Consider the following 24,474-nt stretch of genomic DNA (forward strand, 5'->3'; position numbering starts at 1 on the left):
ATCATGAAACGAACAAGCAAAACAGCGTTCCTGCTCGGCGCGCTGACCGTATGTTTCGCTGTGGCCGCTTTCACGGAGCCGGCACAAGCAGCGCAAGCGCAAGCCAAAGTCGTTGCGACCTCCCTGAACGTCCGCAGCGAACCAGCTTTGCAGTCGTCCGTCGTTGCGACGCTGAAGTACGGTACATCCGTGACCATCTCGGACGAATCGCATGGCTGGGTGAAAATCAACTACCAGGGCACGAGCGGCTGGGTTGCCGGCTATTACTTGCAAAAAGGCGCGGCTGGCACCGCCTCCTCCCCTGCGAAAAGCTCAGGCACATCCGTGCAAGCCCCATCAGCTGCTGGCAGCAAAAAAACAGGCTTCGTGACAGCCGATGCGCTGCGCATGCGCAAAGGTCCCGGACTTACGCATGACATTTTGCACGTGCTGTCCGCAGGCACGCAGGTAGAGATCGTCAACAGGCAAGCAGACTGGCTCCAGGCCAGAACCGCCGATGGCAAAACAGGCTGGGTATCGTCGAGTTACATCCAGGAAGGAAAAAGCAGTCCAGCCACTAGCAAGAGCAACAAGTCAGGCGGACTGCGGGGCAAAGTCATCGTGCTTGATCCGGGGCACGGCGGAAGCGATGTAGGAACGCTCGGAACGAAGTGGAACACCGAAGAGAAGACGCTGAACCAGAAAACTACGGCGCTGTTGGCGAGCAAGTTGCGGCAGCGCGGGGCGCAGGTCATTTTGACGCGGACGAGCGATGCGGAAAAGCCTTCGCTCTCGCAGCGGGTGGCGATCAGCGAGGCGCGGGGAGCAGACGCCTTCGTCAGCATCCACTACAATTCTTCGACCAAGCCAAACAGCGGCACCTTGACCTTTTTTTATGCGCAAAACAAAGACTACGACCTCGCCCGCAGCATCGAATCGCGCCTGGCAAGCGGCATAGGCTTGAAAAGCAACGGCATCTCCTACGGCGACTACCACGTCCTGCGGGAAAACGACAGGCCGTCCGTGCTCGTGGAGCTGGGCTTTTTATCGAATCCAAAAGACGAAGCGCTCGTTCGCACGTCCTCGTACCAGGAAAAAGCCGCGCAAGCCATCGCGGATGGACTCGCCGACTACTTCGGAGGTTGAGCATAAGGCTGTATGTTGTAGGAGAACAGCTTCCGCTCGAATTTGCCTTTGGCGCCGATCAGCTGGTACCACGTTTCCCCGATCAACAGATCCGTGGCGAAATCTTTTTCCAGCAGCTGCGTAATCCGGTTAATCGCTGCTTGCTCGTGATCGGCGGCCGACTTGCAAGATAACGCCAGCACAAAATACGGCTGGTCGTCCTCCATCTCCAGCATTTGCAAGTAAGCCGTTCCGTCGTGCTTGAGGTTAAACGCATCGATGACACGAGCCAAGCCTTGCCGCGGCTGAACCTTGAACTTCCCGGCTTCCTTCCAGCACGTAATCAGCGAATCGTACAAGGAAAACGTCAGGATGAAATGGCGGCTGTAATCGCTTGGATCAAACGCTTTTGGCCCCGCTCCCTTTTCTTTTGCCGGGATGACCACGAACGCTTTGTAGTTGCCAAAAAAACGATCGCTCATTGCTCCCCCGTCCTTTCCGTCAAAACTCTCGTAAGGGTTAGTATCCACTACTTCGCCATATAGTTATGTACGTAGAAATGGCAAAAGGCCAAGTCGACAGCTAACCCGACTTGGCCTTTTTCGCGCATGTGTATAGGCATGTTTTTCAACTGGATTACTCATTTTCATTGGTGCGTCACAGAGACGTTGCCATGAGCGTGCGCCTCTTCCTCTACGGCGATTCCTGTTCCGGATTTGACCGTCCAGGTAATCACTTGGCTGGAAATGACTACAGCTAAAATGGTGTACAGCATCTCTTTCATCGGCACATACCAGAACGACAGGCACAAAACCATCACGTCCAGCAACAAGAAAATCGTACCGATGGACAATCCCGTATACTTGCTGAGCAACAGGGACAAAATGTCGTCGCCGCCCGTCGCTGCTCCGTAGCGCAAAACCAGTCCCGTGCCGAGTCCGGTCAATACGCCTGACAGTACAGAAGCCAGGGGCATCATTCTGCTCATGTCCATGACAATCGGGGAATACTGCTCAAACAGCTCGTAAAACCCGGTAAAAGCCAAAGAGGCAAAAATCGTATCCCAGATGAATTGTCGCCCTCTCACTAACCAGGCAACCAAAAACAGCGGGATATCCAACAGCAGCACCATTAACGCTGGCGACAGGTCAAAGACGTATTTGGCCAACAGGCCCAAACCAACAAAGCCACCTTCAGACAAATGGTTCTGAAAGTTAATGTGATAATACGCAAATGCCAGCAAACAAGCTCCAAACAAAATCATACCGTAACGTTGAACAAATTGCAGCGCTCTCCTCATCATCGATTCCTCGCATTTTTGTCGGTTTTGGCACAGACGACCAACCGACTACGGAGGAACATCGCAAGTATAAGTCGCTACTCATACAAAGGGCCTCGCTTTCGTAGTAGATTGGTCGTCCAAGTGACGATCGACTACTACGAAGCTAGATGTAGGAGAGGTCAAAACGTTTCCAGATCGTCCTATGGGGACGCATGGTATCCTGATCCCTTCCATTGCTTTTCTTATATTATAGCATAAAAAAGGGAAAAAGACGACTCGAACCGTCTTTTCCCCTGCTTAAAAGCGAAACGCCTTGCTTTTGATCTCCAGCGGAATGCCTGCCGTGAGCAGGAAAACCTGATCGGCTGCCGCCGCCATGCGCTGGTTCATCAGGCCCGCCAAATCGCGGAACATGCGTCCCAGCGGATATTCCGGAACCAGTCCGTCTCCGACTTCATTCGTAACGAACAAAATCGTTCCGGGAAAATGTTGCAGCGCTGCAATCAGCTCATCTACCTGTGCAAGCGTGCGTTCCACTGCCTGCTCCTGTTCGTGGCGGATCAGCCAGTTGGACAGCCAGACGATCAGGCAATCAACCAGCACGACTGCCTGATTTTGCTTGAACTCGTCTCGCTGCTGCAACGAGCGAATCACGTCAGCGAGTGCATAAGGCTCCTCGACTGTCTCCCACAGAAAGCCGCTTTGCTGTCTTCGCGCGCGATGCCTTGCGATCCGCTCGCGCATCTCCTCGTCAAAAGCTTGCGCGGTGGCGATATAGACGCCTGCTTTTCCCAGATGAGCCGCATATGTTTCCGCAAACGTGCTCTTGCCGCTGCGCGCACCGCCTGTCACAAGTACGATCATTCCAACGTCTCCTTACGCCCGGGATTGCAGCATGATTTGCGGCAAATGATGGACAGGGTGCTCCATGACGATCGGTCTTGTCCCGTACACCGCTTCAATCTTGTCCGTTTGCAGCATGTCTTGCGGCGTTCCTACCCCAATCTGCACTCCTTTGTGCAGCATCAGGATGCGGTCGCAGTAGAGCGACGCCAGATTCAAGTCGTGCAGAACTGCCACGACGGTCACTTGCGTCGTCTTTTGCCACTTGCGGACAATATCCATCAGTTGAATCTGGTAACCGATATCGAGGTACGTAGTCGGTTCGTCCAGCAGCAGCAGTTGCGGTTTTTGCACGAGCGCCTTGCCCAAAGCCACGCGCTGCTTCTCCCCGCCGCTCAGCTGATCCAGCGTGCGCTCCGCCAGCGGCACAAGCCCCAGCAGCTGCATGATTTCCTCGATCAGCGGCGTGACGTCATCCTTTTCCTCACCGAGCCAGTTTTGATAAGGGAAGCGTCCCATCTCCAGCACTTCGCGGACACGGAAACCGACAGGAGGCAGCCCTTCCTGTTCCAGTACGGCGAGAACACGAGCCAGCTCTTTGCGCGTATAGCGGGCAAGCGGCTTGTCAGCGAGCGTAATCTCTCCCGCATCAGGGGCAATGACGCTGGAGATCATTTTCAGCAGCGTCGATTTGCCGCTGCCATTCGGACCGATGATGCCGAAAAACTCGCCCCGCTTCACGTCAAAATCGATTTCTGTTAAAACCGATACATCCTGGTAAGCTTTTTGCAAACCTCGTACGTGGATCATCGTAGCTACCTCCTTCCGGTTCGTTTGTTTTGCTTCAACAAATAGGCGAAAAACGGCGCTCCCAAAAACGCGGTCACGACGCCGAGCGGGATTTCCGTAGGAACGAGCAGCATCCGCGCCAGCGTATCCGCCCACAGGACGTAGATGCCGCCGCCAATCGCCGACATCGGCAGCAGGATGCGATGATCCGGCCCGACCAGCATCCGCACCAGATGCGGTACGACGAGGCCAACGAAGCCGATGATCCCTGAGATCGAAACCGCTGCCGCCGTCAACAAAGTCGATACGAGCAAAATAATGAGCTTCGTCTTGTCGACATTGACGCCCAGATGCGCCGCCTGACGCTCACCCAGGGCAAACAGGTTCAAGGAGCGGGCATAGCCAACCAGCACGATTACGCCGATCAGCACATACGGAATCAGCACATACGTAAAAGCCCAGCCGCGAAACGACAAGCTGCCCATCAGCCAAAAGACGATTTCGTTCACCGTCTGGTTCGACAAGGACACCATAAAAGAGACGAGCGAACCGAGAAACGCCTGAATGACGACCCCGGATAAAATGAGCGTCTCTGTTTGCAGCTTGCCCTGCGTCTTCGCCAGCGACAGTACAATCCACAGACTGCACAGCCCCGTCAAAAAGGCGACCACAGGCGTGCTCCATTCCCCGAGAAAAGCGAATTGCAAGCCAAACAGGATCAGAAAAGCGGCACCGACAGCAGCTCCGGATGCCACTCCCATCGTAAACGGGTCTGCGAGCGGATTGCGCAGCACCCCTTGAAATCCGGCGCCCGCAAGCGACAGGCAAGCCCCTACCAGGATCGCCAGGATGACGCGGGGAAAACGCACTTTCATCACGATTTGCTCGGACGAATCCGGCCATGTCACGGCAACCAAGTCCGACATGCCGGGGAGCTGATGCAACAAGATCAGCCATACTTGCGAAAGCGGAAGCGATGCCGCTCCCATCGAAATGCTGACTACCGCCGATGCCAGCAGGATCAGACTGCTGGCTCCTCCCCATAAAAGCAACTGCTTCTTCATTTTATTTCACCAGATCAGGGTAAATCGCTTTGGCTACCTCGATCAAACCTTGGGTAATCCGCGGTCCCGGGCGCGAAAGCAAATTTTGCTCCATCCCGAAAATCTGCTTGTCGCGGATCGCCTTCATCTTGTCCCAGCCGTTGCGGTTCGCAATGATGTCCTCCAGCTTTTTCCCTGTCTTGTCGTCCGTAATGCCTTTTGCATACAAAATGACGTCAGGATCGCTTTTTAAAATCTTTTCTTCGCTGATCGGGTTCCACCCTTGGGTATCAGCGGCAATGTTTGTCGCGCCTGCCAGTGAGATCAGCTCATCCAGAAATTCCCCTTTGCCCACCGTCCAGCCCGGCGAAAACTCCAGGTACACTTTTTTCTTGTCTTCCGGCTTCACCGCTTTGACCGCTTCCTGCACGCGCGCGATGTCCTGCTTCATGCTTGCGACTACTTTTTCCGCCTGCTCCTGTCTGTTTGTAATGACACCCATCGCCAAAATGTTGTCAAATATCTCATCCATTTTTTGCGGGTGAGTCACGTAAACAGGCATGCCTAACGTTTTCAGCTTCGCAGCGACAGGCTCATCCATCGAGATTCCGCCGATGACCAGATCAGGCGACTGGGCGAGAATCGCCTCTTCGCTCGGCTTGACGACACCGCCCACTTTCGGCTTCGTGGCAGCTTCTGCCGGATAATCGTCGTAGTCGGACACCCCGACGATCCGGTCGTTCAGGCCGAGTGCGAACAAAATCTCCGTTTCACCTGGAGAGGTGGAGACAATCCGCTGCGGCTCTTTTTGCAAGGTCACTTCTTTTCCCGTCGAATCTTTGACCGTCAGCGGGTAGACAGTGGCTTTGGCCGTTGTTTCCTGTGGTGTTGTCTGTGGCGCCTCTGTCTTTGGAGCAGGGGCTGTTTGCGTGTTGCCATTGCCTGTGCAGCCGACCAAGCTTGCAGCAATGACCAGGGGCATGAGCAGTTTCCACGAACGTTTCATATGTATAACTTCCTTTCTGGGCAACTGGTTGATTCTTAGCATAGAAAAACCCCTTCGCTTCCAGCGGGAAACAAAAGGGTCGACTTGCCAGGACGATCTGGTCACGCCAAAAAGTCCTGAACGGGCCGAACCTTTCCGCGAAGGCGCAGGCACATCATGCAAACAGGCAGGTCTCCTGGCTTGCGGCTTGCGACAGCCGCTTTACAGTGGCGGGACCGCGCCGGATTTGCACCGGCTTCCCTTTTCACCTCGTCCATGACAGACGAGGCACCTGCTTGCTGTATTCAGTTGTTTGTACCTGCAAGCTAAGACTCACCCACCATCATAGCATTCCTTGGCCAAAAAAAGAATGCGTCATTTTGCAGCAAAACGCAGGTCCAGGCTGCCCGTCAACCTGCAGCAGCCTTTTGCCTAACCGACGAAAATTACTGCTTGCGCTTGTGCAAGTAATCGATAATTCCCATCGCGCACACCTGCAAATCCAGTCGCAGGACGTTCATCACTTCATGCTGCTCGGCAATGCCGCGCGCTTGCAGATGCTGGCTGACAAGAGCGAACAGCCTGTCCCCCAATTGCTCCGTGCCAAGCCCGGCGGAAACGGCCGCCTCGCCTTCTGCCACGAATACGGGAAGCCACTCTGCCACTTGCCGATAGACGTCCTCCACTTCTTCCGTCATGCCAAAATGCCCGAAGTAGATACGCTGGAGTTCGCGCTTGCGAAAACGCTCGATAGACGCAAGCATCGCCTGCGGATCGAACTGGTTTGGAGACGTGGACGGCAAAACGAAATGCAATCCGTCTTTTTGGAGTTGCGGATAAAAAACGCCCGCTGTATCACCTGTGAACATGCCGCGGCTAACCGGATCGTAAATGCTGAAATGATGGTTCGCATGGCCGGGCGAATCCAAAAATTCAAGGACACAGTTCGGCCCGATCGGCAAGGTGTCTCCGTCTTTTCGCACCAAGATTCGCTCCTCGGGAATCGCCACAATCGGATCGAACAGGCGGTTGAAATCGTCCTGGTAAACGGCTTTCGCTCCCGCAATCAAGCGGCTCGGGTCCACCAGATGGCGCGCTCCTTTTGGATGCACCACGATTTTGGCCTGCGGGCATTCGCGCAAAAACAAGCCTGCCCCGCCCGCGTGATCCAGATGAATGTGCGTCACGATGATGTATTTGACTTGCTCCGGCGAAAAGCCGAGCTTGTGCAATCCTGCCACAATGTACGGCACGGACGGGCTTGGCCCTGTCTCGACAAGCGTCAATTGTTCCTCTGCTATTACATACGTTCCCGTCCGCTCCGCCCATCCCATGTCAAAGCCGTCAATCAGATGGATGCGGTGTCCCAAGGAAATCGGTTCAGTAGGTTGCATCGATTTTTCTCCCCCTGCCAACTTGATATCGTGTGAATATTTCCACTTTACCATTGATCGTGCCCGGATTCGAGAGGGCTTTGCCGTTTCTTGGCTGGTTACGGGCGGGAAGCGATGCGCGCTACTTCGCCATTCGTCATTTGTACCAGTTGCTTTGGCGTCAGCGAAAAAACAGCGTTCGGATGCCCGGCAGCCGTCCAGATGACTTCGAAGCGAAGCAAATCCTCATCAATCCACGTCTCAATCGGTTCCAGATGTCCGACGGGCGAGACACCGCCGATGACAAATCCGGTTTTTTCGCGCACAAAATCGGCATCTGCTTTTCCCGGCTTCTCCTGCATCCATTGCGCGAGCAGCTTTTCGTCGATCCGGTTTGTGCCGCTTGCCACGACCAGAACAGGCTTGTCCGTCGTCTTCCGGCGAAAAATGATCGACTTGGCAATTTGCGCGACCTCGCATCCGATCGCTTGCGCTGCCTCCGCTGCTGTGCGGGTGCTGTCCGGCAGTTCGACCACCTGATTGTCATACCCCAATTGTTGCAATCTCGCTTGCACTTTCTGCGCGCTTTCTTTTAATCGCTGCATCAGTTTTGCTCCTTTCCTTTTACACGTTTTCGTTAAATGAACGACAGGTATGGTTATAGCTAAGGCTCTGCGTAATACATCACGACCTGAATGACGGCTTGCTTTTCGCCTTCATTGCTGTACATATGGGGAACGTTTCCGGCAAAACGGATGCCGTCTCCTTCCGACATGCGAAACAGCTCGTCCTTGATTTTCAGGCAAAACTCGCCCGCGCTGACGGTAATGTACTCGTAGACGCCTTCATTGTGTGGAGCCGACGAGTAGCTTGCCTCCGGGTCAAGCTCGATGCGAAACATTTCCAGCTTGGTCATCGGATCAAAAGGAAACTGCAAATACGCCCGGCACAAGCCGTTGTCTTCGATGATGGGCGACACGTCTGCGATTGACACAAAAGAAACGGCACTGTCCGGCGCCTTCAACAGCGATGAGAACGACACTTGCAGACCTGTTGCCATTTTCCACAAGGTCGTCACCGTCGGCTGGGAATCGCCGCGCTCAATCTGGTGCAGCATGCCTTTGCTTACGCCCGTCAGCTCCGCTACTTTATCGAGGCTCAAGCCCCGCTTTTTGCGAATCGTCTCCAAGTTTGCTCCAATGATCGTCTGTATTGATTCCACCAGAGTGCTCCTCTCTTTGCATTTTGTATCAGATGATGAACAATTATATAACATAACAAACACAAAGAAAAATAGCGCCCAAACAAAAAAACTCCCCCGAACCGCCAAAAGCATGCGCGGTTCAGGGGAAGTTTTTCGCTAGTCATTAGGCTTGTGTGTAAATGACGACAGCGTCGCGCAGGAATGCTGCCAGGCCAGGCTGCTCCTTGTCGTAGTAAGCCGTAAATCTCGGATCATCGACATACATCTGAGCCACGCCTGCGTGCGCCTCCTTGCTGTAGCTGTCCCAGTAAAAGCTGAGCCACTGGCGATGCAAATCGGCTGCCTGCTGGGCCAGCTCGCTGCCCGGATCGCCGCTGGCAAACGCTTGCTTCAGCGTCGCGTGCAGCTTTTCGTTCAATTGCTCGACTTGCGCATACTCTTCCTCGCTCATCTCTTTGATTTTCCGATTGGCACGCTCTACTCGCTCGTCGCCGTACTTGGCCCGGATTTCTTCGCCGTACTGCTGCTCGTTGTCGTGAATCAACTGCTGTTTGAAGCCTTCGAATTTCTGTTTGTCTGTCATTGTTTTCGTCCCCTCTCGCTGCGCCAAAGTCAGATCGACATTCGCAATCAGCCGATCCAGCTGCGCCCGTTTTTCCAACAGCTTCTCCCGGTGCTCCCGCAGTGCCCGCTCCGCATCAAAGGTGGGAGAACTCATGATTTCCTTGATCTCCTCCAGGCTGACACCAAGCTCGCGGTAAAACAAAATTTGCTGCAACCGATCCACTTCTGCCTGCCCGTAAATACGATACCCGGATGAATTGATTCTCGCCGGCTTGAGAAGGCCAATCTCATCGTAGTAACGCAATGTCCGGGTGCTGACACCTGCCAGGAGACCCAGCTTTTGCACGGTATATTCCATCGTGTATCCCTCCTGACAAATTCATCGTACACATTTACGCACCGGCAAAGTCAACAGTAGTAGCAGCAGGAAAATAATGTTATTGTAAAAGCAAGCCATTGTGAAAAGGGGGAATGTCTTTTGCTCTATTTTCTCATCGCAGTAGCAGCCACCTTCATCGCGGCCTTCTTTTTTACAGGGTCTGTCAGCTTGCGGGCCAGAGACAAGCACGCCGTCCACCACTACAGCGACGACGCCTATGCTCACCAGACGATGCATCATTTGCAACAGCACAACAACAATCCGTTTTGAATGCATGAAAAAAGCTGCCCAGACCAATGTGTCCGGGCAGCTTGCTTTTTTCTAACAATTACAGAGCTTGAAACGTATCTGTCAGTACAGGAACGATTTGCTTCTTGCGGGATACAACGCCTTTGAGAACCGCTTTGTTGTCTGCGAGCGTAACGTTGTACGCTTTTTCTACTGCCTCGGTTGCTTTGCCGAGCGCCAGCGCAACGGAATCGTTGTTCAAGATGTCTGTCACCACGAAGACGAACAGGTCCAGACCTTTTTCCGCAATGATCGCGGAGATCGCTGCTTCCAGCTCGCTTTGGCGGGCCAGTACATCGTTGACGTCCACGGCGTTTACTTGGGCGATTTCCACTTTCGCGCTGCCCATTTGAAATTCTTTTGCATCCAAAGAGAGCAGTTGAGCGATTGTTTTGTCGCTCAGGTCAGCGCCTGCTTTCAGCATTTCCAGGCCGTATGCTTGCAAGTCCACGCCTGCGATCTCAGCCAGTTCGTGAGCTGCCGCAACATCTTGCGCGGTGCAGGTAGGGGATTTCAGCAGCAACGTGTCGGAAATGATCGCAGATAGCATCAGGCCCGCGATTTCTTTCGGGATGTCCACGCCGTTTTCCTTGTACATTTTTTTCAAAATCGTAGTCGTGCAACCGACAGGCTCTGCACGGAAGTACAGCGGGTTGCTCGTTTCGAAGTTCGCAATGCGATGATGGTCAATTACCTCGACTACTTGCACCTGCTCGATGTCGTTTGCGCTTTGTTGACGTTCATTGTGGTCGACGAGAATGACTTCGTTGACTTCATTTCCTACTGTTTCCACGAGACGCGGCTCTTTTACCTGGAAGTAGTTCAAGACGAACGCTGTCTCGCTGCTGATGACACCGAGGCGAACCGGCTCTACATTGTCGCCGAGCTTGGTTTTCAGATCAGCGTAAACGAGCGCCGAGCAAATGGAATCCGTATCTGGATTTTTATGACCGAAGATTAGCTTTTTTTCCATCATCCATACTCCTTAGTCGTATATTGGCGTCAAAATTATACCATGGAATAGCGGATATTCCCAAGGAAAATTCCAGAAGCCGACCTTTGTTTGCAAACAAAGATCGGCTTCCGGCGCCGCAACAAACTTAGTCGTCCCACTCCATGCTCAATATGTCGCCTGTGGTAGCCGATATTTCCAGCTCCGCTTCCTGGCGGTTAGAGGTACGGACTTCCACCTCGTACACGTACTGTCCATCGTCTTCATCCAGCTTGATTTTCTTGATGCTTCCGTTCACTTTGGACAAGGCGATCTTTTGAGCTGTCTCTGCGGTGATCTTCACCAGCTGCTGCTTGCGGGCCGGATCATGCTCGCGCCACGCCTGCCCGGTTACGGCATCGACGTACACATCGGTCTCCTTCCAGTTTTGGACGACTTCCGCTTTGTACACGAGCGCCGTTCCCGCGCGATCCAGCTTCCACTCCTTGATCACTCCGGGTTGGACGCCGAGCGCGATTTTTTGTGCCTGCTCGGAAGTAAGGCGTACTTGCTTCGCCCAGTCTGCCGGGACATCTTCATCTACTTCCAAAAAGACGGGCATAGCCTGCTGATTCGGCTGAGGAACGTGCTGATGCGTCTTCGCCAAGGCTGTGACGCTAAAACTTCCTACGAGCATGATACCTGCTGCTAACATGACGATTTTTTTCATGGAAATTCTCTCCTTTTTCTCTGCTGTCTTCATGCTACAAGACGCAGATGAGCGAACAGAGAGAAGAAGATTAAAATTTGCTGAGAACGGACTTAATCCTCCCACATGATCGACAAAACCTGTCCCGTCAGCGGATCGATGCTTACTTTCACTTCCCGGTTTTCGGCGGTTTTGATCTCTACCTCGTAGACGGTTGCGCCGTTTTTATGCTCTACTTCGATGCTGTCAAACGTCCCGGCCACTTGTTGCAGCGCGATTTGTTTGGCCCGATCGAGTGAGATTCCGCTTTTGGCAAGCTCGTTGTTCGCAGGTGGTACAGGAGGGGTTTCCTTGCTTTCGTCCACGGGCTGTACGGTCTTGTCCGGGGGTGTCTGCTTTTTCGCCAGAGGGGTAATCCGTATCACCCGTCCCGTCTCGGCGTCCGCGACAACCTGGTACGTTCCCGTTTCATTTTCCACTGTCCCGACATATACCTCTCTGCCTGCCTCCCCGGTCTTCTCCAAAGCGGAAATGACTTTGCCGTAGCGAGCGGATAGAGACTCCTCCACTTCCCGGATCGTGCGCCCTGCTTCCGGCTCTCCTCCAGCAATCCGGGAGAGAGCGAAAACAGCTGCCGCTGCGAAGAGCAGGGCCAAGAGCCACCACACACGTCTTTGTTTCAACCGTTCTCCCCCGCTTTCTCTCGGGCTGCTTTGGGCAACGTCACCGTAAAACGGCTGCCTGCCCCGACTTCACTCTGGACATCCAGCCTGCCGTTGTGCACATCGACAATGCGCTTGGCAATGGACAGACCCAGTCCTGTGCCGCCTGTATCTCTTGCCCGCGCTTTGTCCACGCGGTAAAAGCGGTCGAAAATATGGACAAGGTCTTCTTCCGGTATGCCCACTCCCTGGTCGATCACAGACAAGCTCACCGTGTCTCGCTGTTCGGCGATCTCGATTCGAATAGCCTTTTGGCTGTAGGTCAGCGCATTGTCGAGCAAAATCACCAGCAGCTGCTTGAGCCTTGACTCGTCAGCGAGCGCGTACACCGCTGCGCTTTGCGCCTCGACGCGGATTTCCTGCTCGTAGGTGCGCCTCATCCATTTGCTCGTCTCTTCGCATAGCTCGACCACGTCTACTGCCCGCATATCCAGATTGGCTTCCTCGTCCGGGTTCGCCAGCATCAGCATTTGCCGCGTCAGCTTTTTCATCCGCACCGCTTCGGAATAGATCGCCTCGACAGACTCTTCCAACAGCTCCGGCTTGTTCATCCCCCATCTTTTCAGCATGGTCGCATATCCTTCGATCACGGTGAGCGGGGTCTTCAACTCGTGGGACGCATCGAGGACGAACTGTTGCTGCTTCGTGAAATGCAGCTGGAGAATGTCCATCATTTTGTTGAACGTATCCCCCATCTGGTACAGCTCGTCGTTGGATTTGACTGGCAGCTCCAACTTTTTGAACTGGCCTTTTTTCTGGATTTCTTCCATCGTGCGAATCAGGGAGCGGATCGGCTCCACGATGAGTTTTGCGAGCATCCGGCCGGCAAGAAACGACGGCAGCAAGACGACGAGCGAAGCGACCAGCAGCACGATGAGCAATGTTTGCATCGTTTCCTGTACGTGCGACAAGCCCGTGGTTACTTCCAGAGACATGACGCTGCCGTCACCCGCAATCATCGGCACCTGCCCGACAGCATGCAGCACGCCAGCCTTTTCCACAACCTGGTACGTTTCTTGCGCACTGTATACAGGTCGCCAGCTGGCATAGTCCACATCTTTCGTCGCTGTCACTACCGGATGCGACTGTTGATTCACGATACGGATCATCTCAATCGGCGCCAAATACGCTTGCAAAAGCTCAGTCGCATCTGCCTGACTGCCTGCTTCATGCAGCCGCTGCGCGATTTTTTCGCTCTGCAGTTGAAGCCGCTCCAATTCCAGCCCGGTCATTTGCTTGTAAAAAAGCCAGTAGATCGAGGTGTTGATAATACACAGCACGAGCACGAGCCACACGGTTGAAAACAGATGAATTTTGCTGCGAATCGTCATCCCTTCTACTCCTTCAGCGAATACCCGATTCCCCGCACCGTCGAGATGAGCGGAGGATGAGCAGGATCGTCCAGCTTTTTGCGCAAATAACGGATGTACACATCGACGATATTCGTATCGCCGTAGTAGTCGTAGCCCCACACTTCGTTCAAAATTTGCTCCCGGCCGAGTACCTGGTTGACATGCCGCACCAGATAGACGAGCAGATCGAACTCTCGCGGCGTCAACTCCACTGGCGATTCGCCGCGCATGACGAGCCGTTTCTTCTCGTCGACAAACAAATCGCCCACGCGCAGCGGCGCCTCTTCCTCTTCTTTTTTTCGCGCCCCAGCCATGCGCAAGCACGCGCGAATCCGGGCAAGCAGCTCCTCGATGGCAAACGGCTTCGTGATGTAATCATTCGCCCCCAAATCCAGTCCGCTGACTTTGTCGGGCAGCGAGTCTCTGGCGGTCACCAAAATGACCGGAGTCAAGGTGTCTGACGTGCGAATCCGCCGCAGCACCTCCATCCCGCTCAGTCGCGGGATCATCACGTCCAAAAGGACCAAATCCCACGCTGCGCTTTTGAAACAGTCCAATCCGGCTGCTCCATCCTCTGCGACCGTCACTTCATATCCTTCGTATTCCAGCTCCAGCTTCAGCAGGCGGGCAATTTTCTTTTCATCTTCAATCAGCAAAATGTTGGCCTGACTCATGCTAACGACTTCCTTTCGCTGCCGCGGGACACGGCATGCCATACGCAATCTGATACCGTAGATTAAACCATAAAAGCCTCGCGCAGTGCGGGTTTTTTTCCAGAGATTTTTCGAACATGACGTGCGGGCGATTGCCAGCGAGTGCGAGCTACATACAACACGAGCGCGAAAAGTGGCTTGCCCGCCATGCCCTTTCCCGCCGGAAAATCGCCCAAAATGCGGAAATGGCGACTTTGCCTGCCGTTCTGCGCGAATCGTATAATAGAGCCATCGAGAACAAGAAGGAGAAACGATTTTCGTTGGAATTACCCAATTGGAAAGCCATCTTTTTTTGAACGTACCTGATCGTGACCATGCAAGCGGTCGTCACATCGATGATTACGCTGGAAGTGACCAACCCAGCGCGTGTGCAAGTAGCCGCACCGCTGAACCAAGCGTCCGGATCGGCGCCTAGCGAATGGTCGCCTAATCGGAAATAAACGCGATAAACGAATAAAAAGGCCCGGACCTTTGGCACATCCAGAAAGTCCGGGCCTTTTTCTGTCACGAACGAAAATAACCTCGCCGCCGAAACGAATGAGTCTGTCGTGCGAAAAATCGAAGTACATCCTTATGACCCGCGTTGGGCTGCACAATTTGCCAAGGAGGCCGAACTGCTGCGGAATGTGTTTCAAGACAATCTCGTCACCATCCACCATATCGGCAGCACAGCTGTTCCTGGTCTGAAAGCCAAACCGATTATCGACATGCTGCACCCCGCAGGCTACGTCAAAGGAAAACATGATCTGGCACTGTCCTTGGAACCAAAAGCAATGGCCTCAGAAAGAGCGCAGCCAAACATCAAAAGAACACCTCGCCCAAAGCAGGAGCGAAGGTGTTCTTTTGTAAGTGCCTCTCGTGCATACATGATGCGTTTGCCGAGTGGCTGGCGTCTACACGCAAATCAGCGAGGCCAGGTCGCGCGGATAGTACGTCAGCATCTCGATGCCATCTGCCGTAACAGCCACCGTGTCCGAATGGCGGAATCCGCCCAGGCCGCGCACGTATATTCCCGGCTCTACGGTCAACACCATGCCTGGCTGAATAATCGTATGGTCGCCCAGGTCAAAAAACGGCGCTTCATGACCGAGCAGCCCGATCGCATGTCCTGTATGGTGTGCGGTCAGATGCTGAATATTTTTTTCTTTAAAATAGGCTTGCACAGCTTCTTCCACCTGCGACATCGGGATACCCGGCTTGATGTGTTGAAAAGCGACGTCCTGGGCTTCCAGCATGTATTGAAAATACGTTTCCTGCTCTTTGCTCGCTTCCTGGACAAACATCGTCCGCTCCAGCTCGCTGTGGTAGCCCCACACTTCTCCTGCCGCTCCCGTGACGAGCGTATCGCCTTTTTTCAGAACGAGATTTTGCGTCACGGCGTGCGGGAAAGCCGACATCGCGCCTACCTGTCCGCGGAAAATCGCGTAAGCCGTGTTGCCGTGCGGCTTGTAATCCGGTCCCAACGTCTCGATCATCGCCATCGTCGCCTCGGAGCTGGCGCGAGTCGTAATCTCGATCTCGCTTAATCCCGGCTTCGAATACTTTTGCAGCAAGCGGTGGGCGAGGTTGCCCCAGCGGCACGATTCCTTGATCAGCTCGATTTCCGCTGGCGATTTGACCACGCGCATTTCTTCCACGACACCGTATATCGACGCAAACGACTCTGCTTCCAAAAACTGACTCACCTTCGGCCCGCGATACCCCATCGAAGAGCCGTAACCATCTGCGTCAAACCCTACGCGTTTTCCCGCAAAGCCAGCTTCTACGAGCGCGTCCTTGAAATACTCCATCGGGTGGCGCAGTCCGGGGTATTCCGGATACGAGTGCACCTTGTCGACGCAGGCAAACTCTTCTGCGTGCTCATGCTCCAGGGCAGGAACAAACAAGTGGGTTTCCTGATTCGGTGCGATGAAAAAGCCGATCGGCCGCTCTGTCGGGTGGAAATGAAAGCCCGTCAAATAAAAAATATCGGTGACCCCAAACAAGATCGCGCAGTCGAGCTGCTTCTCCTGGACTTTGGCAAAAAACGTTTGCTGGCGCTGCAAAATTTCGGCTTTGGAAATCGCGAGTAACATGAACATCTCCTCTTTTCTGGCAAAATGGGATTTACGCGTACAGGTGGCAGGCGACGATGTGCTCGCCCAGATCGACGACGGGCGGCTTTTCCGTCCGGCAAACCTCCATGCACGCGGGACAGCGCGGGTGAAACGTGCAGCCTTGCGGCGGATCGAGCGGGCTTGGCACATCGCCGCTGAGGATGATCCGCTCTCTCGTATCGTCTGGATGCGTGATCGGAACGGCAGACAAAAGCGCCTGTGTGTACGGATGCTTCGGTTCTTGGAACAGCTTTTCCGTCTGCGCCTGTTCTACCAGCTTGCCAAGGTACATGACTCCGACCCGGTCCGTGATGTGGCGAACCACACCCAGATCGTGGGAAATAAAAATGTAGGTCAAATGAAACTCGCGCTGCAATTGCAGCAGCAGATTGATCACCTGCGACTGGATCGATACATCCAGCGCAGATACTGGCTCATCCGCCACAATCAGGTCAGGCTGGAGGATGACCGCCTTGGCGATCCCGATTCGCTGGCGCTGTCCGCCGGAAAATTCGTGCGGATACGAATGCAGATGATAGTCAGACAAGCCGACAATTTTTAAAATCTCGCTCGCCTTTTTCACGCGTTCGTCCGGGCTGTACAGGCCGTGCACCCGCAGCGGCTCGGTTAAAATTTGCAAGATCGTTTTCTTCGGGTTGAGCGAAGCGTACGGGTCCTGGAAGACCATCTGCATCCTCCGGCGGAGGCGGCGCATCCTTTCATACGGCAATCGCGCGACATTTTCCCCGGCAAACCAGATTTCGCCCGCATTCGCCTCTTGCAGCCGCAAAATCGCCCGGCCCGTCGTCGATTTGCCGCATCCGCTCTCCCCTACCAGCCCGTACGTCTCGCCGCGATACACTGTGAACGAGACGTCATCGACCGCTTTCACCTGCTGCTTGGGCGAAAACCAGCCCTTTTTCAACTCATAATATTTTTTCAGATGCTTGACTTCCAAAAGCGGCTCAGGTCGCATGGGCCACCTCCTCCAATGCAGTCTCCTCCTCGCCCGCATACAGCCAGCAGCGACATGACTGCCTCGGCAAAGCCACAAGTGGCGGCCTGTCATGACGGCACCGTTCCATCGCCTGCGAGCAGCGCGGCGCGAAGGTGCAGCCTTGCCCGACCTCATCTGGGCGCGGGACGCTTCCCGGGATCGATTTCAGCTCCCCCTTGCGCTCGTTGGCATTTGGCATCGAGGCCAGCAAGCCTTGTGTGTACGGGTGGCGCGGCTGGTCAAAAATCGTCCGCACCTCCGCACTCTCTACCACCTGCCCGCCGTACATGACGACAACCCGGTCGCACATCTCCGCGACGACGCCGAGGTCATGCGTGATGAGCAGCATCGCCATTTGCTGCTTTTGCTTGATCTCCTTCATCAGCTGCAAAATTTGCGCCTGAATCGTCACATCCAGAGCAGTCGTCGGCTCGTCGGCGATCAAAAGCTTGGGCTGGCACAGCATCGCCAGCGAAATCATGACGCGCTGACGCATCCCGCCCGACAACTGATGCGGATACTCGTCGATGATTTGCCCGGCGCGGGGAATCCCTACCGATTGCAGCATTTCCACCATTTTTTCGCGGATTTGCCGTTTCGTCAGACTTGTGTGCTGCCTGAGCGGTTCCGCCATCTGCTGTCCGATCGTAAACACCGGATTGAGCGAAGTCATCGGCTCCTGAAAAATCATCGACATCTCATTTCCGCGCAGCTTGCGCATCTGCTTTTCGGGGAGATGGGTAATATCGCGCCCGGCAAAATGGATCGTGCCCCCCACAATCGCCGCGGCCGGCTTGGGGAGCAGCCCCATCACCGACAGCGATGTAACGCTCTTGCCGCAGCCTGATTCGCCGACAAGCCCCACCGTTTCCCCTGCATATACGGTCAAATCCACGCCGTTCACCGCTTTGACGACGCCATGGCCGCTGCGAAAATGGGTTTGAAGCTGTCGCACCTCCAAAATCGGGGAACGATTGCCCATGCTGCTCACCTCCTTCAATGTCCTTTCAGTTCCGGATCGAGCACATCGCGCAGCCAATCCCCGAACAGATTGACACCCAAAGCCGTCATGACAATCGCGACGCCAGGAAACGTAATCAGCCACCACGCGCTGAAAATGTAGTCTTTGCCTTCGCTGAGCATATTGCCCCAGGCTGGCTGCGGCGGCTGGACGCCAAAGCCGAGAAAGCTGATCGACGCCTCGGCAATGATGTAGGTAGCGATCTGCAACGACGACAGGACGATGATCGGCGTAAACAAATTCGGGACGATATGCTTGACGATGATTTCCCAGCGCGGGACGCCTGTCGCCACACAGGACAAAATAAATTCCTTTTCGCGCAACGCCAGCACTTCGCTGCGCACGACACGCGCATAGACGATCCAGCCTGCGAACACGAGCGAGATAATGATATTTTGCAGTCCCGCTCCGATCACGGCATTGATGACCAGTACAAGCAAAATGAACGGGAAGCTCAGCTTGACGTCGACAATGCGCATGATGATGATGTCTGCCCAGCCGCGAAAGTATCCGGCAACGACTCCGAGAATCGTCCCGATCAGTCCGGCGAAAAGGACCGTGCAGCTCCCGATGATAAGCGACACGCTCGTGCCATGAATCAGCCGGGAAAAGATGTCTCGTCCCAACTGATCCGTCCCGAGCAGGTGACCATCCGTCAGCGGCGGCAGCAGCTTTTTGGCAAATTCAGCCTGGTTCGGATCGTAAGGAGCAAGCCACGGGCCGAATATGCCGAGGATGACCACTACGAAAATGATGAGAAAGCCAGCCAGCCCTGTCGGACTTTTGACCAGCCGCCGCATGTAGGTTCGCCACGCTGGCTCCCTTTTTCGGGAAAGTGAGGCAGGGCGTGGATTCGCAGCGGCTTCTGTCAGCGTCGATTGATTCATGCGGCACCCCCTATTTGAAGCGAATTTGCGGGTTGACGTAAGCGTAGAGCAGATCCACGACAAAATTGATGACGGCGTAAATAAAGGCGATCAAAAAGACCCCGGCCATGACGACAGGAAAATCGCGGTTCAACAAAGACTGCATCAATAACCGCCCCATCCCCGGCCAGGAAAAGACGACCTCGACAATCACCGCCCCGCCGAGCAACACGCCCAAATCGAGTGCAACGAGTGTAATAATCGGGATGAGCGTGTTTTTCAGCGCGTACACCGAGAGAATTTTGTAGGTCGGCACACCGGACGCCTTGGCTGTACGGATGTAGTCTTTGCGCAATACATCGAGCATCGTGGAGCGTGTAAACCGGGCAAACCTCGCCACGCTGTACGCCGCCAAAGTCAGCGCCGGGAGAATCAAATGAACCAGGGAGCCGCCCCCGCCTGTCGGCAGCCATTGCAGTTGGACCGCAAACAAGTAAATCAGAATCAGTCCGAGCCAAAAGCTTGGCAGCGCTTGACCGAGCACGGTCGCGGCCACTCCAGCCTGATCGAACCACGTATTGCGCCTGTAAGCGGACTGGATGCCGATCGGGATCGCGATCAAAAGCGACAGCCCGAGCGAGGTAAAGGCAAGCTGAAACGTCGCCGGAATCCGGTTGATCACCATTTGCAGCGCATCCTCGCGCGTCCGCAACGACGTTCCGAAATCGCCCTGGACTGCTTTGGTCATAAACTCGGTGTACTGCACATGCAAAGGCCGATCGAATCCGAGCTGCTTGCGAAACTGTTCCAGCTGCTCGCGCGGGGCATCAGGCGGCAGGAAGAGCGCCGTAGGATCGCCTGACAGCCGAATGATGAAAAAGACAGCAGTCAGTGCCAGGAACAAGACGACTACGACTTGACCCGTTCGTTTGATGACATAATCGAGCATCGTATCCTCCCTTCCATGAGACGGCTTTCGCTTACTGCCCCCACTTCATTTCAAACACGAGGAACTTCTCGTCCGGTCTTGGCGCAAACTGCAAGTTTTTGGCCACCGCGTACAGGTCGCCCTGCTGCCAGAGCGGCACCCAAGCCGCTTCTTCCACCAGACGATGCTGCAGCTCGTCAAACGCCTTCTTGCGCTCTGCCGGATCGAAAATCGGCAACGCTTTTTGAATCATCGCTTCCACGTCTTTGTCGTAAAAGCCGCTGTACGGTGCTTTTTCCGTAAACAAGTTCTCAATCGTTCCCTGCGCGTCAAAAGCAGGTCCCCAGCCGAGAATGAACATGTCTTTCATTTCATGCTGGCGAATTTTCGCGAGATGGTTCCCCCACTCGTTCGCCTGCACGGTTACTTGAATCCCGATCCGTTGCAATTGCGAAGCGATGGCTTGCGCGACGTGCGTATCCATCGGATAGCGGCCGTTCGGCGTATCAAGAGTCAGCTTCAACGTCTTCGGATCGATGCCCGCTTCTTTGAGCAGAGCAACCGCCTTGTCCGGATCGTAGCCGTAATCTTTCGTCTCCGTATAGTCGGCATTGACTTTGGAGAGCGGGCCTGTCATCTTCGTCCCGTTTCCGTTCAGCACGGATTTCAGCAGTTCGTCCACATCAATCGCGTAGTTCAGCGCCTGACGCACACGCTTGTCTTTCAGCGGCCCCTCATAAAAAGTGTTCAGCGCCAAATAGTTGATCCGCGAAGATCCGACCAGCTCGATCTTGCCGTTTTCGCTGCTTTTTACGCGCTCGACCGAGTCGACCGGCACGTTTTTGAACAAGTGAATTTCCCCGCCGAGAAAAGCGGACAGCCGCGCGCTAAACTCGGGAATAATCCGGAAGGTTACCCGCTTGATCGACGGCGCTCCTTGCCAGTATTCTTCATTGGCGACCAGCTTGAGCGAATCGTCCCGCGTCCATTTGTCAAATTTGTAAGCGCCTGTGCCAACCGGGTCTGTAGCCGCTTTTTCCAGGCCGACTTCCTTTGTATGCTTCGGGGCCATAATCAACAAATCATCGGCGACCCTGAGCAAAAGCGTCGGGAATGGCTGCGATGTAATCACTTGAACAGTCTGGTCGTCGATGACTTTGACTTCCTTGACGTCCTTCCATCTGGAGCGGTAAAACGAATTGTTTTTTTCATCCAAAATGTAGTCGATATTGAATTTGACCGCCTCGGCATTGAACGGCTCGCCGTTCGTAAATTTCACCCCTTGGCGCAGCTTGAACTCCCATGTGAGCGGGTCGATGTTTTTCCATTCCGTTGCAAGGACCGGAATCAACGCGCCTTTTGCATCTCGGTCGATGAGCGGATCGTATATGTTGCGAATTTGAATATCTGTCACGTAGTTCACGTCCGTATTCGCCAGCATCGTGGCAGCATCTGCCTCGAAGCCGATCACCAGCTCTTCGGGAACGGAAGCGGGGGCCGCTGTGTTTTCGGTTCCGCCTGCAGGCTGTGGAGTGGCTGGCGCAGTAGGCGTGGTGCCCGCCGTCTCCGGTGTGCAGGCGGCGAGCAAAACGGTAAAACAGATGAACAAGAGCAGAAACAAATGATTTTTTCGTAACATTTTCATCCCCCTCGTCTTGTATTTCGGAGTGATATAACGAAAAATTCCGAATTAACTTACATTTTAACAAAGTGACTGTTTCTTGCTACGTATGTTTCTATGAATTTCGCGAGGAAAACTTGTAAGTTTTAACGAAAAAACCGAGACCGCCATAGTCATTGCCCCCGGGATTTTCTATAATGAAAGTTGGATGAAGCTTCCATAAGCGATTATCAAAATTTTGCAAACAAAAGGGTGGCCCTATGAAACGAGAGCTGAGTCACAGACAGTTGCAAATGCTGATTCAAGTGTCCAACGCGATCAACTCTACCCTGAATCTCGATATGGTCTTCAACACGATTATGCGGGAGACGCTGGCCGTCATCGAAGCTGCGGATGAAGGCTATTTGTTTTTGTACGATCCAGAGGAAGACATGCTCGTCGCCAAAAGCATTTTCTTGCGCAGCAACGACATTCTCTCCGTCGTCCGCCTCAAGCCGGGAGAATCGATGACCGGCATCACTTTTTTGAACAAGGCTTGCACGCATTTCCCTGACCGGGACAGTGTCTATCAGGCTACGCGCACCATGTCACCGGGCAACCAGGCCAGGCTCACGGCAGCCGATCCGATTTTTCCGTACTCAGCCGCCTGTGCCCCGATCATGACCAACGGCGAGTGCATCGGAGTCATCACGCTGGACTGCTTCCACCCGCACAAATCGTTTCAGCCGGAAGATTTGCAGCTTTTGGAGGCGATCTCCCATCAAGCCGCTGTCGCGCTGGAAAAAGCCAATCTGTACCGGGCGCAAGAAAACTCGATTTCCTTGCTGGAAGAACTGAACGTGCAAATGAATCGGCAAAACCAGCTGCTGAACCGCTCGCTGGAAATTCATCAGCACCTGGCGCGACTTGTGTTGCACGGAGAAGGCTTGCAGGCGATCTTTACGTATTTGCATCAGTTGCTGGGAAAAACGTGCCTGTTGCTGGATCAGACGGGTGAACTGATTGTCGCTTCGATCGAGCCGCTTCCAGCAGCTACGCAAAATCAGCTTGCCAACCTTCGCGCTTTTCTCCACCCGCTGCTCGTCAAGGCGACCTCGCTCCCGCTGCCGGAAGCGCCCCATACCTTGATCGATTGCGTCCTGTTCCCGATCGGGGCGAAAGCGAATTTTCTCGGCTATCTCGTCATCGTCACCACGGAAGCGCTGGAAGAAGTCGATCGCGCAGCTTTGGAGCATGCCAGCACCGTCATTTCCTTTGAGCTGGTGAAGAAACAGGCGATTTTTGAAACCGAGCAAAACTTGAAAGGGCAGTTTATCGAGGAATTGTTTGCGGGCAGGATGAGCGAGCAGCTGACTGAGCAGGCGAAGCATTTGCAGTTGGATGCGAGTCGGCTCTATCAGGTACTGACGATTCATTTCGAAGCAGACAAGCTCGACTTTGCCGAGCTGTATTCTTTGATTTTGACGGTACGCAGACACTTGACACAGCTGGCGGCAGACTTGTTCCTGAAGCGCTTCCCGCACGGCTTGATCGTAGCCAGACACGATCACCTCATTTTGCTGCTGTCCTATCCGCAATCGGTTGCCGAAGCAGAAGCTCAACGCTACTTGAAGGAACAGTGCCAAATGTTTGCCGACTACGTGGCGAACAAAAAGTGGGGGCTGCGTGCAGCCTTTGGAATCGGCAGCGTCAAGCGCGGGCTTTCCGAGGTGTACAAATCGTCGGAAGAAGCGGTCAAGTGCCTGCAATTTTTGAAAAATTACAAAACAGGCTCGTCCTACATCAGCTACAGCGAGTTGGGAGGCAAACGCCTGCTCTTGCAAAACAGTGCGGACGAGCTGACCGACTACGTGCTGGAAGTATTGGGGCCGCTCCTTTCCTATGAAAAATCGCGCAAACGGGAATTTTTGCAAACGCTTGCTGCCTATGTAGCCAACAGCCTGAAAATGAAAGAAACGGCGCAAAGCTTGAACATCCATCTTAACACTCTTATTTACCGGATCAGGCGCATCGAGGAAATACTCGGTATCTCGCTGGCTGTCAACAAGCACTTCATGGACGTCTGTCTCGCGATCGAAGTGTACGGGCTGCTGGAGGTGCAAGTCGAGCAGCGGATGAGTCAGTTGCTTTCGCCTGCCCGTTAGTGTGGTTGGTGTGCCTGTCATGGTTGATTTGCTATGAAAAAAAGCGAGAGTCTCGCTTCTGAGCTGCCCTCTGTAAAATAGACAGGAAATAAAAAACACGTTAAGTAACCTGAGTCTGTCCGTCTGAATGAATCACGAACTCAGGTTACTTCACTTTTTCTAGAAACGCTTACGGTTGTAGGTTCAAGGGGGAAATAAAGGTGAACAAACTATTATCAGCCCTATTTACTGCTATTTTTTATTGTGCCTTGTTGGCTTTTATAGAATACACTCCAATGAATATGCGCGAAGCAAATACATATTACTTTTCATACTTTAGTTTACTGCTTATATATCTCACGTACTCGGTTCCGTTTTTGATAATCGTCGGGATACCTTTCTCCATCTTCATTGAGAAAATGGAAAGTAGAATAGCATTTACCTCTCTTGTCAAAAGGTATTGGTTTAATGTCGGTCTATATATCCTATCGGGGATTATGGTAGCCTTATTTTTCTCTTTGCTCTCGAAAGGAAACATCCT

25 protein-coding genes, 1 pseudogene and 1 riboswitch are annotated in these 24,474 nt (G+C 53.9%); of the genes and pseudogenes, 5 read left to right on the plus strand and 21 right to left on the minus strand.

The window, feature by feature from the left end:
• The first annotated feature begins 3 nt into the window (after nt 1-3).
• A complete protein-coding gene (locus DEP07_RS01070) occupies nt 4-1,125 on the plus strand; it encodes an N-acetylmuramoyl-L-alanine amidase (RefSeq protein WP_122964911.1) in 1,122 nt (373 codons plus the stop codon).
• Here the strand turns inward: DEP07_RS01070 and DEP07_RS01075 are convergent.
• The 10 genes from DEP07_RS01075 to DEP07_RS01120 form a co-directional block, all read right to left on the minus strand.
• A complete protein-coding gene (locus DEP07_RS01075) occupies nt 1,110-1,586 on the minus strand; it encodes a hypothetical protein (RefSeq protein WP_122964910.1) in 477 nt (158 codons plus the stop codon). The genes DEP07_RS01070 and DEP07_RS01075 overlap by 16 nt on opposite strands.
• 164 nt (nt 1,587-1,750) lie before the next feature.
• A complete protein-coding gene (locus DEP07_RS01080; protein WP_122964909.1) occupies nt 1,751-2,407 on the minus strand; it encodes a YitT family protein in 657 nt (218 codons plus the stop codon).
• 276 nt (nt 2,408-2,683) lie between these two features.
• Entirely contained in the window at nt 2,684-3,250 is a 567-nt protein-coding gene (cobU, locus tag DEP07_RS01085) for a bifunctional adenosylcobinamide kinase/adenosylcobinamide-phosphate guanylyltransferase (RefSeq protein ID WP_122964908.1), read from the minus strand.
• A gap of 12 nt (nt 3,251-3,262) precedes the next feature.
• Nucleotides 3,263-4,039, minus strand: a complete 777-nt coding sequence (locus DEP07_RS01090; protein WP_173596991.1) for an ABC transporter ATP-binding protein — start codon at nt 4,037-4,039, stop codon at nt 3,263-3,265.
• Between the two features lie 5 nt (nt 4,040-4,044).
• The gene (locus DEP07_RS01095) at nt 4,045-5,082 is read right to left on the minus strand and encodes a FecCD family ABC transporter permease (protein WP_063229754.1); all 1,038 of its coding nucleotides are present in this window, start codon (nt 5,080-5,082) and stop codon (nt 4,045-4,047) included.
• Between the two features lies 1 nt (nt 5,083).
• Nucleotides 5,084-6,067: an ABC transporter substrate-binding protein gene (locus tag DEP07_RS01100; protein WP_173596990.1), complete on the minus strand. Its 984-nt coding sequence runs from the start codon at nt 6,065-6,067 to the stop codon at nt 5,084-5,086.
• Between the two features lie 148 nt (nt 6,068-6,215).
• Nucleotides 6,216-6,357: riboswitch (cobalamin riboswitch) on the minus strand.
• 135 nt (nt 6,358-6,492) lie between these two features.
• Nucleotides 6,493-7,440 (minus strand): MBL fold metallo-hydrolase, encoded by a 948-nt coding sequence (locus DEP07_RS01105; RefSeq protein WP_122964905.1) that lies wholly within the window; start codon nt 7,438-7,440, stop codon nt 6,493-6,495.
• A gap of 98 nt (nt 7,441-7,538) precedes the next feature.
• Nucleotides 7,539-8,024, minus strand: a complete 486-nt coding sequence (locus tag DEP07_RS01110; RefSeq protein WP_281868058.1) for a YbaK/EbsC family protein — start codon at nt 8,022-8,024, stop codon at nt 7,539-7,541.
• Nucleotides 8,025-8,083: 59 nt separating this feature from the next.
• Entirely contained in the window at nt 8,084-8,641 is a 558-nt protein-coding gene (locus DEP07_RS01115; protein ID WP_287101980.1) for a helix-turn-helix domain-containing protein, read from the minus strand.
• A gap of 145 nt (nt 8,642-8,786) precedes the next feature.
• Complete coding sequence (locus DEP07_RS01120) at nt 8,787-9,545, minus strand: MerR family transcriptional regulator (RefSeq protein ID WP_173599316.1); 759 nt, start codon at nt 9,543-9,545, stop codon at nt 8,787-8,789.
• Nucleotides 9,546-9,665: 120 nt separating this feature from the next.
• Between DEP07_RS01120 and DEP07_RS01125 the strand changes: the two genes are divergently transcribed.
• Nucleotides 9,666-9,836 carry a hypothetical protein gene (locus tag DEP07_RS01125; RefSeq protein ID WP_173599317.1) on the plus strand — a complete coding sequence of 57 codons (171 nt, stop codon included), beginning with the start codon at nt 9,666-9,668 and terminating at the stop codon, nt 9,834-9,836.
• A gap of 58 nt (nt 9,837-9,894) precedes the next feature.
• Here the strand turns inward: DEP07_RS01125 and DEP07_RS01130 are convergent, their stop codons facing one another.
• The 5 genes from DEP07_RS01130 to DEP07_RS01150 form a co-directional block, all read right to left on the minus strand.
• Nucleotides 9,895-10,827 (minus strand): manganese-dependent inorganic pyrophosphatase, encoded by a 933-nt coding sequence (locus DEP07_RS01130; RefSeq protein ID WP_122964901.1) that lies wholly within the window; start codon nt 10,825-10,827, stop codon nt 9,895-9,897.
• A gap of 127 nt (nt 10,828-10,954) precedes the next feature.
• The gene (locus DEP07_RS01135; RefSeq protein WP_173596987.1) at nt 10,955-11,515 is read right to left on the minus strand and encodes a PepSY domain-containing protein; all 561 of its coding nucleotides are present in this window, start codon (nt 11,513-11,515) and stop codon (nt 10,955-10,957) included.
• A 92-nt stretch (nt 11,516-11,607) separates the two neighbouring features.
• Nucleotides 11,608-12,177 (minus strand): PepSY domain-containing protein, encoded by a 570-nt coding sequence (locus tag DEP07_RS01140; RefSeq protein WP_173596986.1) that lies wholly within the window; start codon nt 12,175-12,177, stop codon nt 11,608-11,610.
• Nucleotides 12,174-13,547, minus strand: a complete 1,374-nt coding sequence (locus tag DEP07_RS01145; RefSeq protein WP_173599320.1) for a sensor histidine kinase — start codon at nt 13,545-13,547, stop codon at nt 12,174-12,176. Before DEP07_RS01145 ends, DEP07_RS01140 begins: the two co-directional genes overlap by 4 nt.
• 5 nt (nt 13,548-13,552) lie before the next feature.
• Nucleotides 13,553-14,242 (minus strand): response regulator transcription factor, encoded by a 690-nt coding sequence (locus DEP07_RS01150; protein WP_122964897.1) that lies wholly within the window; start codon nt 14,240-14,242, stop codon nt 13,553-13,555.
• Nucleotides 14,243-14,589: 347 nt separating this feature from the next.
• Between DEP07_RS01150 and DEP07_RS01155 the strand changes: the two genes are divergently transcribed.
• Together DEP07_RS01155 and DEP07_RS01160 are read left to right on the plus strand one after the other, a co-directional pair.
• Nucleotides 14,590-14,721 carry a hypothetical protein gene (locus tag DEP07_RS01155; RefSeq protein ID WP_255679103.1) on the plus strand — a complete coding sequence of 44 codons (132 nt, stop codon included), beginning with the start codon at nt 14,590-14,592 and terminating at the stop codon, nt 14,719-14,721.
• A gap of 108 nt (nt 14,722-14,829) precedes the next feature.
• Nucleotides 14,830-14,985, plus strand: a pseudogene (locus tag DEP07_RS01160) (GrpB family protein); the annotation flags it as partial.
• A gap of 189 nt (nt 14,986-15,174) precedes the next feature.
• Here the strand turns inward: DEP07_RS01160 and DEP07_RS01165 are convergent.
• From DEP07_RS01165 to DEP07_RS01190, 6 genes are read right to left on the minus strand one after another with little or no spacing between them, the layout of a single operon-like run.
• Nucleotides 15,175-16,356 (minus strand): M24 family metallopeptidase, encoded by a 1,182-nt coding sequence (locus tag DEP07_RS01165; protein WP_217022974.1) that lies wholly within the window; start codon nt 16,354-16,356, stop codon nt 15,175-15,177.
• A 31-nt stretch (nt 16,357-16,387) separates the two neighbouring features.
• The gene (locus tag DEP07_RS01170) at nt 16,388-17,353 is read right to left on the minus strand and encodes an ABC transporter ATP-binding protein (protein ID WP_173599851.1); all 966 of its coding nucleotides are present in this window, start codon (nt 17,351-17,353) and stop codon (nt 16,388-16,390) included.
• Nucleotides 17,343-18,356: an ABC transporter ATP-binding protein gene (locus DEP07_RS01175; RefSeq protein ID WP_287101981.1), complete on the minus strand. Its 1,014-nt coding sequence runs from the start codon at nt 18,354-18,356 to the stop codon at nt 17,343-17,345. Before DEP07_RS01175 ends, DEP07_RS01170 begins: the two co-directional genes overlap by 11 nt.
• A gap of 14 nt (nt 18,357-18,370) precedes the next feature.
• Nucleotides 18,371-19,282 (minus strand): ABC transporter permease, encoded by a 912-nt coding sequence (locus DEP07_RS01180; RefSeq protein ID WP_173599849.1) that lies wholly within the window; start codon nt 19,280-19,282, stop codon nt 18,371-18,373.
• Between the two features lie 10 nt (nt 19,283-19,292).
• Nucleotides 19,293-20,210 carry an ABC transporter permease gene (locus DEP07_RS01185; protein WP_122964892.1) on the minus strand — a complete coding sequence of 306 codons (918 nt, stop codon included), beginning with the start codon at nt 20,208-20,210 and terminating at the stop codon, nt 19,293-19,295.
• Between the two features lie 31 nt (nt 20,211-20,241).
• Nucleotides 20,242-21,828 carry an ABC transporter substrate-binding protein gene (locus tag DEP07_RS01190; protein WP_173596981.1) on the minus strand — a complete coding sequence of 529 codons (1,587 nt, stop codon included), beginning with the start codon at nt 21,826-21,828 and terminating at the stop codon, nt 20,242-20,244.
• Between the two features lie 242 nt (nt 21,829-22,070).
• Between DEP07_RS01190 and DEP07_RS01195 the strand changes: the two genes are divergently transcribed.
• Nucleotides 22,071-23,954, plus strand: a complete 1,884-nt coding sequence (locus DEP07_RS01195) for a helix-turn-helix domain-containing protein (protein WP_173599848.1) — start codon at nt 22,071-22,073, stop codon at nt 23,952-23,954.
• Nucleotides 23,955-24,474: the final 520 nt, after the last annotated feature.

It is taken from the genome of Brevibacillus sp., assembly GCF_003521185.1.
Taxonomy (GTDB): domain Bacteria; phylum Bacillota; class Bacilli; order Brevibacillales; family Brevibacillaceae; genus Brevibacillus; species Brevibacillus parabrevis.

Coding starts and splice junctions, on each gene's coding strand:
- DEP07_RS01170 (WP_173599851.1), bottom strand. CDS start 17,353: ATGCGACCTGAGCCGCTTTTGGAAGTCAAGCATCTGAAAAAATATTAT.
- DEP07_RS01130 (WP_122964901.1), bottom strand. CDS start 10,827: ATGGAAAAAAAGCTAATCTTCGGTCATAAAAATCCAGATACGGATTCC.
- DEP07_RS01120 (WP_173599316.1), bottom strand. CDS start 9,545: ATGGAATATACCGTGCAAAAGCTGGGTCTCCTGGCAGGTGTCAGCACC.
- DEP07_RS01185 (WP_122964892.1), bottom strand. CDS start 20,210: ATGCTCGATTATGTCATCAAACGAACGGGTCAAGTCGTAGTCGTCTTG.
- DEP07_RS01095 (WP_063229754.1), bottom strand. CDS start 5,082: ATGAAGAAGCAGTTGCTTTTATGGGGAGGAGCCAGCAGTCTGATCCTG.
- DEP07_RS01135 (WP_173596987.1), bottom strand. CDS start 11,515: ATGAAAAAAATCGTCATGTTAGCAGCAGGTATCATGCTCGTAGGAAGT.
- DEP07_RS01075 (WP_122964910.1), bottom strand. CDS start 1,586: ATGAGCGATCGTTTTTTTGGCAACTACAAAGCGTTCGTGGTCATCCCG.
- DEP07_RS01190 (WP_173596981.1), bottom strand. CDS start 21,828: ATGTTACGAAAAAATCATTTGTTTCTGCTCTTGTTCATCTGTTTTACC.
- DEP07_RS01100 (WP_173596990.1), bottom strand. CDS start 6,067: ATGAAACGTTCGTGGAAACTGCTCATGCCCCTGGTCATTGCTGCAAGC.
- DEP07_RS01150 (WP_122964897.1), bottom strand. CDS start 14,242: ATGAGTCAGGCCAACATTTTGCTGATTGAAGATGAAAAGAAAATTGCC.
- DEP07_RS01080 (WP_122964909.1), bottom strand. CDS start 2,407: ATGATGAGGAGAGCGCTGCAATTTGTTCAACGTTACGGTATGATTTTG.
- DEP07_RS01145 (WP_173599320.1), bottom strand. CDS start 13,547: ATGACGATTCGCAGCAAAATTCATCTGTTTTCAACCGTGTGGCTCGTG.
- DEP07_RS01175 (WP_287101981.1), bottom strand. CDS start 18,356: ATGGGCAATCGTTCCCCGATTTTGGAGGTGCGACAGCTTCAAACCCAT.
- DEP07_RS01090 (WP_173596991.1), bottom strand. CDS start 4,039: ATGATCCACGTACGAGGTTTGCAAAAAGCTTACCAGGATGTATCGGTT.
- DEP07_RS01195 (WP_173599848.1), top strand. CDS start 22,071: ATGAAACGAGAGCTGAGTCACAGACAGTTGCAAATGCTGATTCAAGTG.
- DEP07_RS01105 (WP_122964905.1), bottom strand. CDS start 7,440: ATGCAACCTACTGAACCGATTTCCTTGGGACACCGCATCCATCTGATT.
- cobU (WP_122964908.1), bottom strand. CDS start 3,250: ATGATCGTACTTGTGACAGGCGGTGCGCGCAGCGGCAAGAGCACGTTT.
- DEP07_RS01070 (WP_122964911.1), top strand. CDS start 4: ATGAAACGAACAAGCAAAACAGCGTTCCTGCTCGGCGCGCTGACCGTA.
- DEP07_RS01180 (WP_173599849.1), bottom strand. CDS start 19,282: ATGAATCAATCGACGCTGACAGAAGCCGCTGCGAATCCACGCCCTGCC.
- DEP07_RS01165 (WP_217022974.1), bottom strand. CDS start 16,356: ATGTTACTCGCGATTTCCAAAGCCGAAATTTTGCAGCGCCAGCAAACG.
- DEP07_RS01110 (WP_281868058.1), bottom strand. CDS start 8,024: ATGCAGCGATTAAAAGAAAGCGCGCAGAAAGTGCAAGCGAGATTGCAA.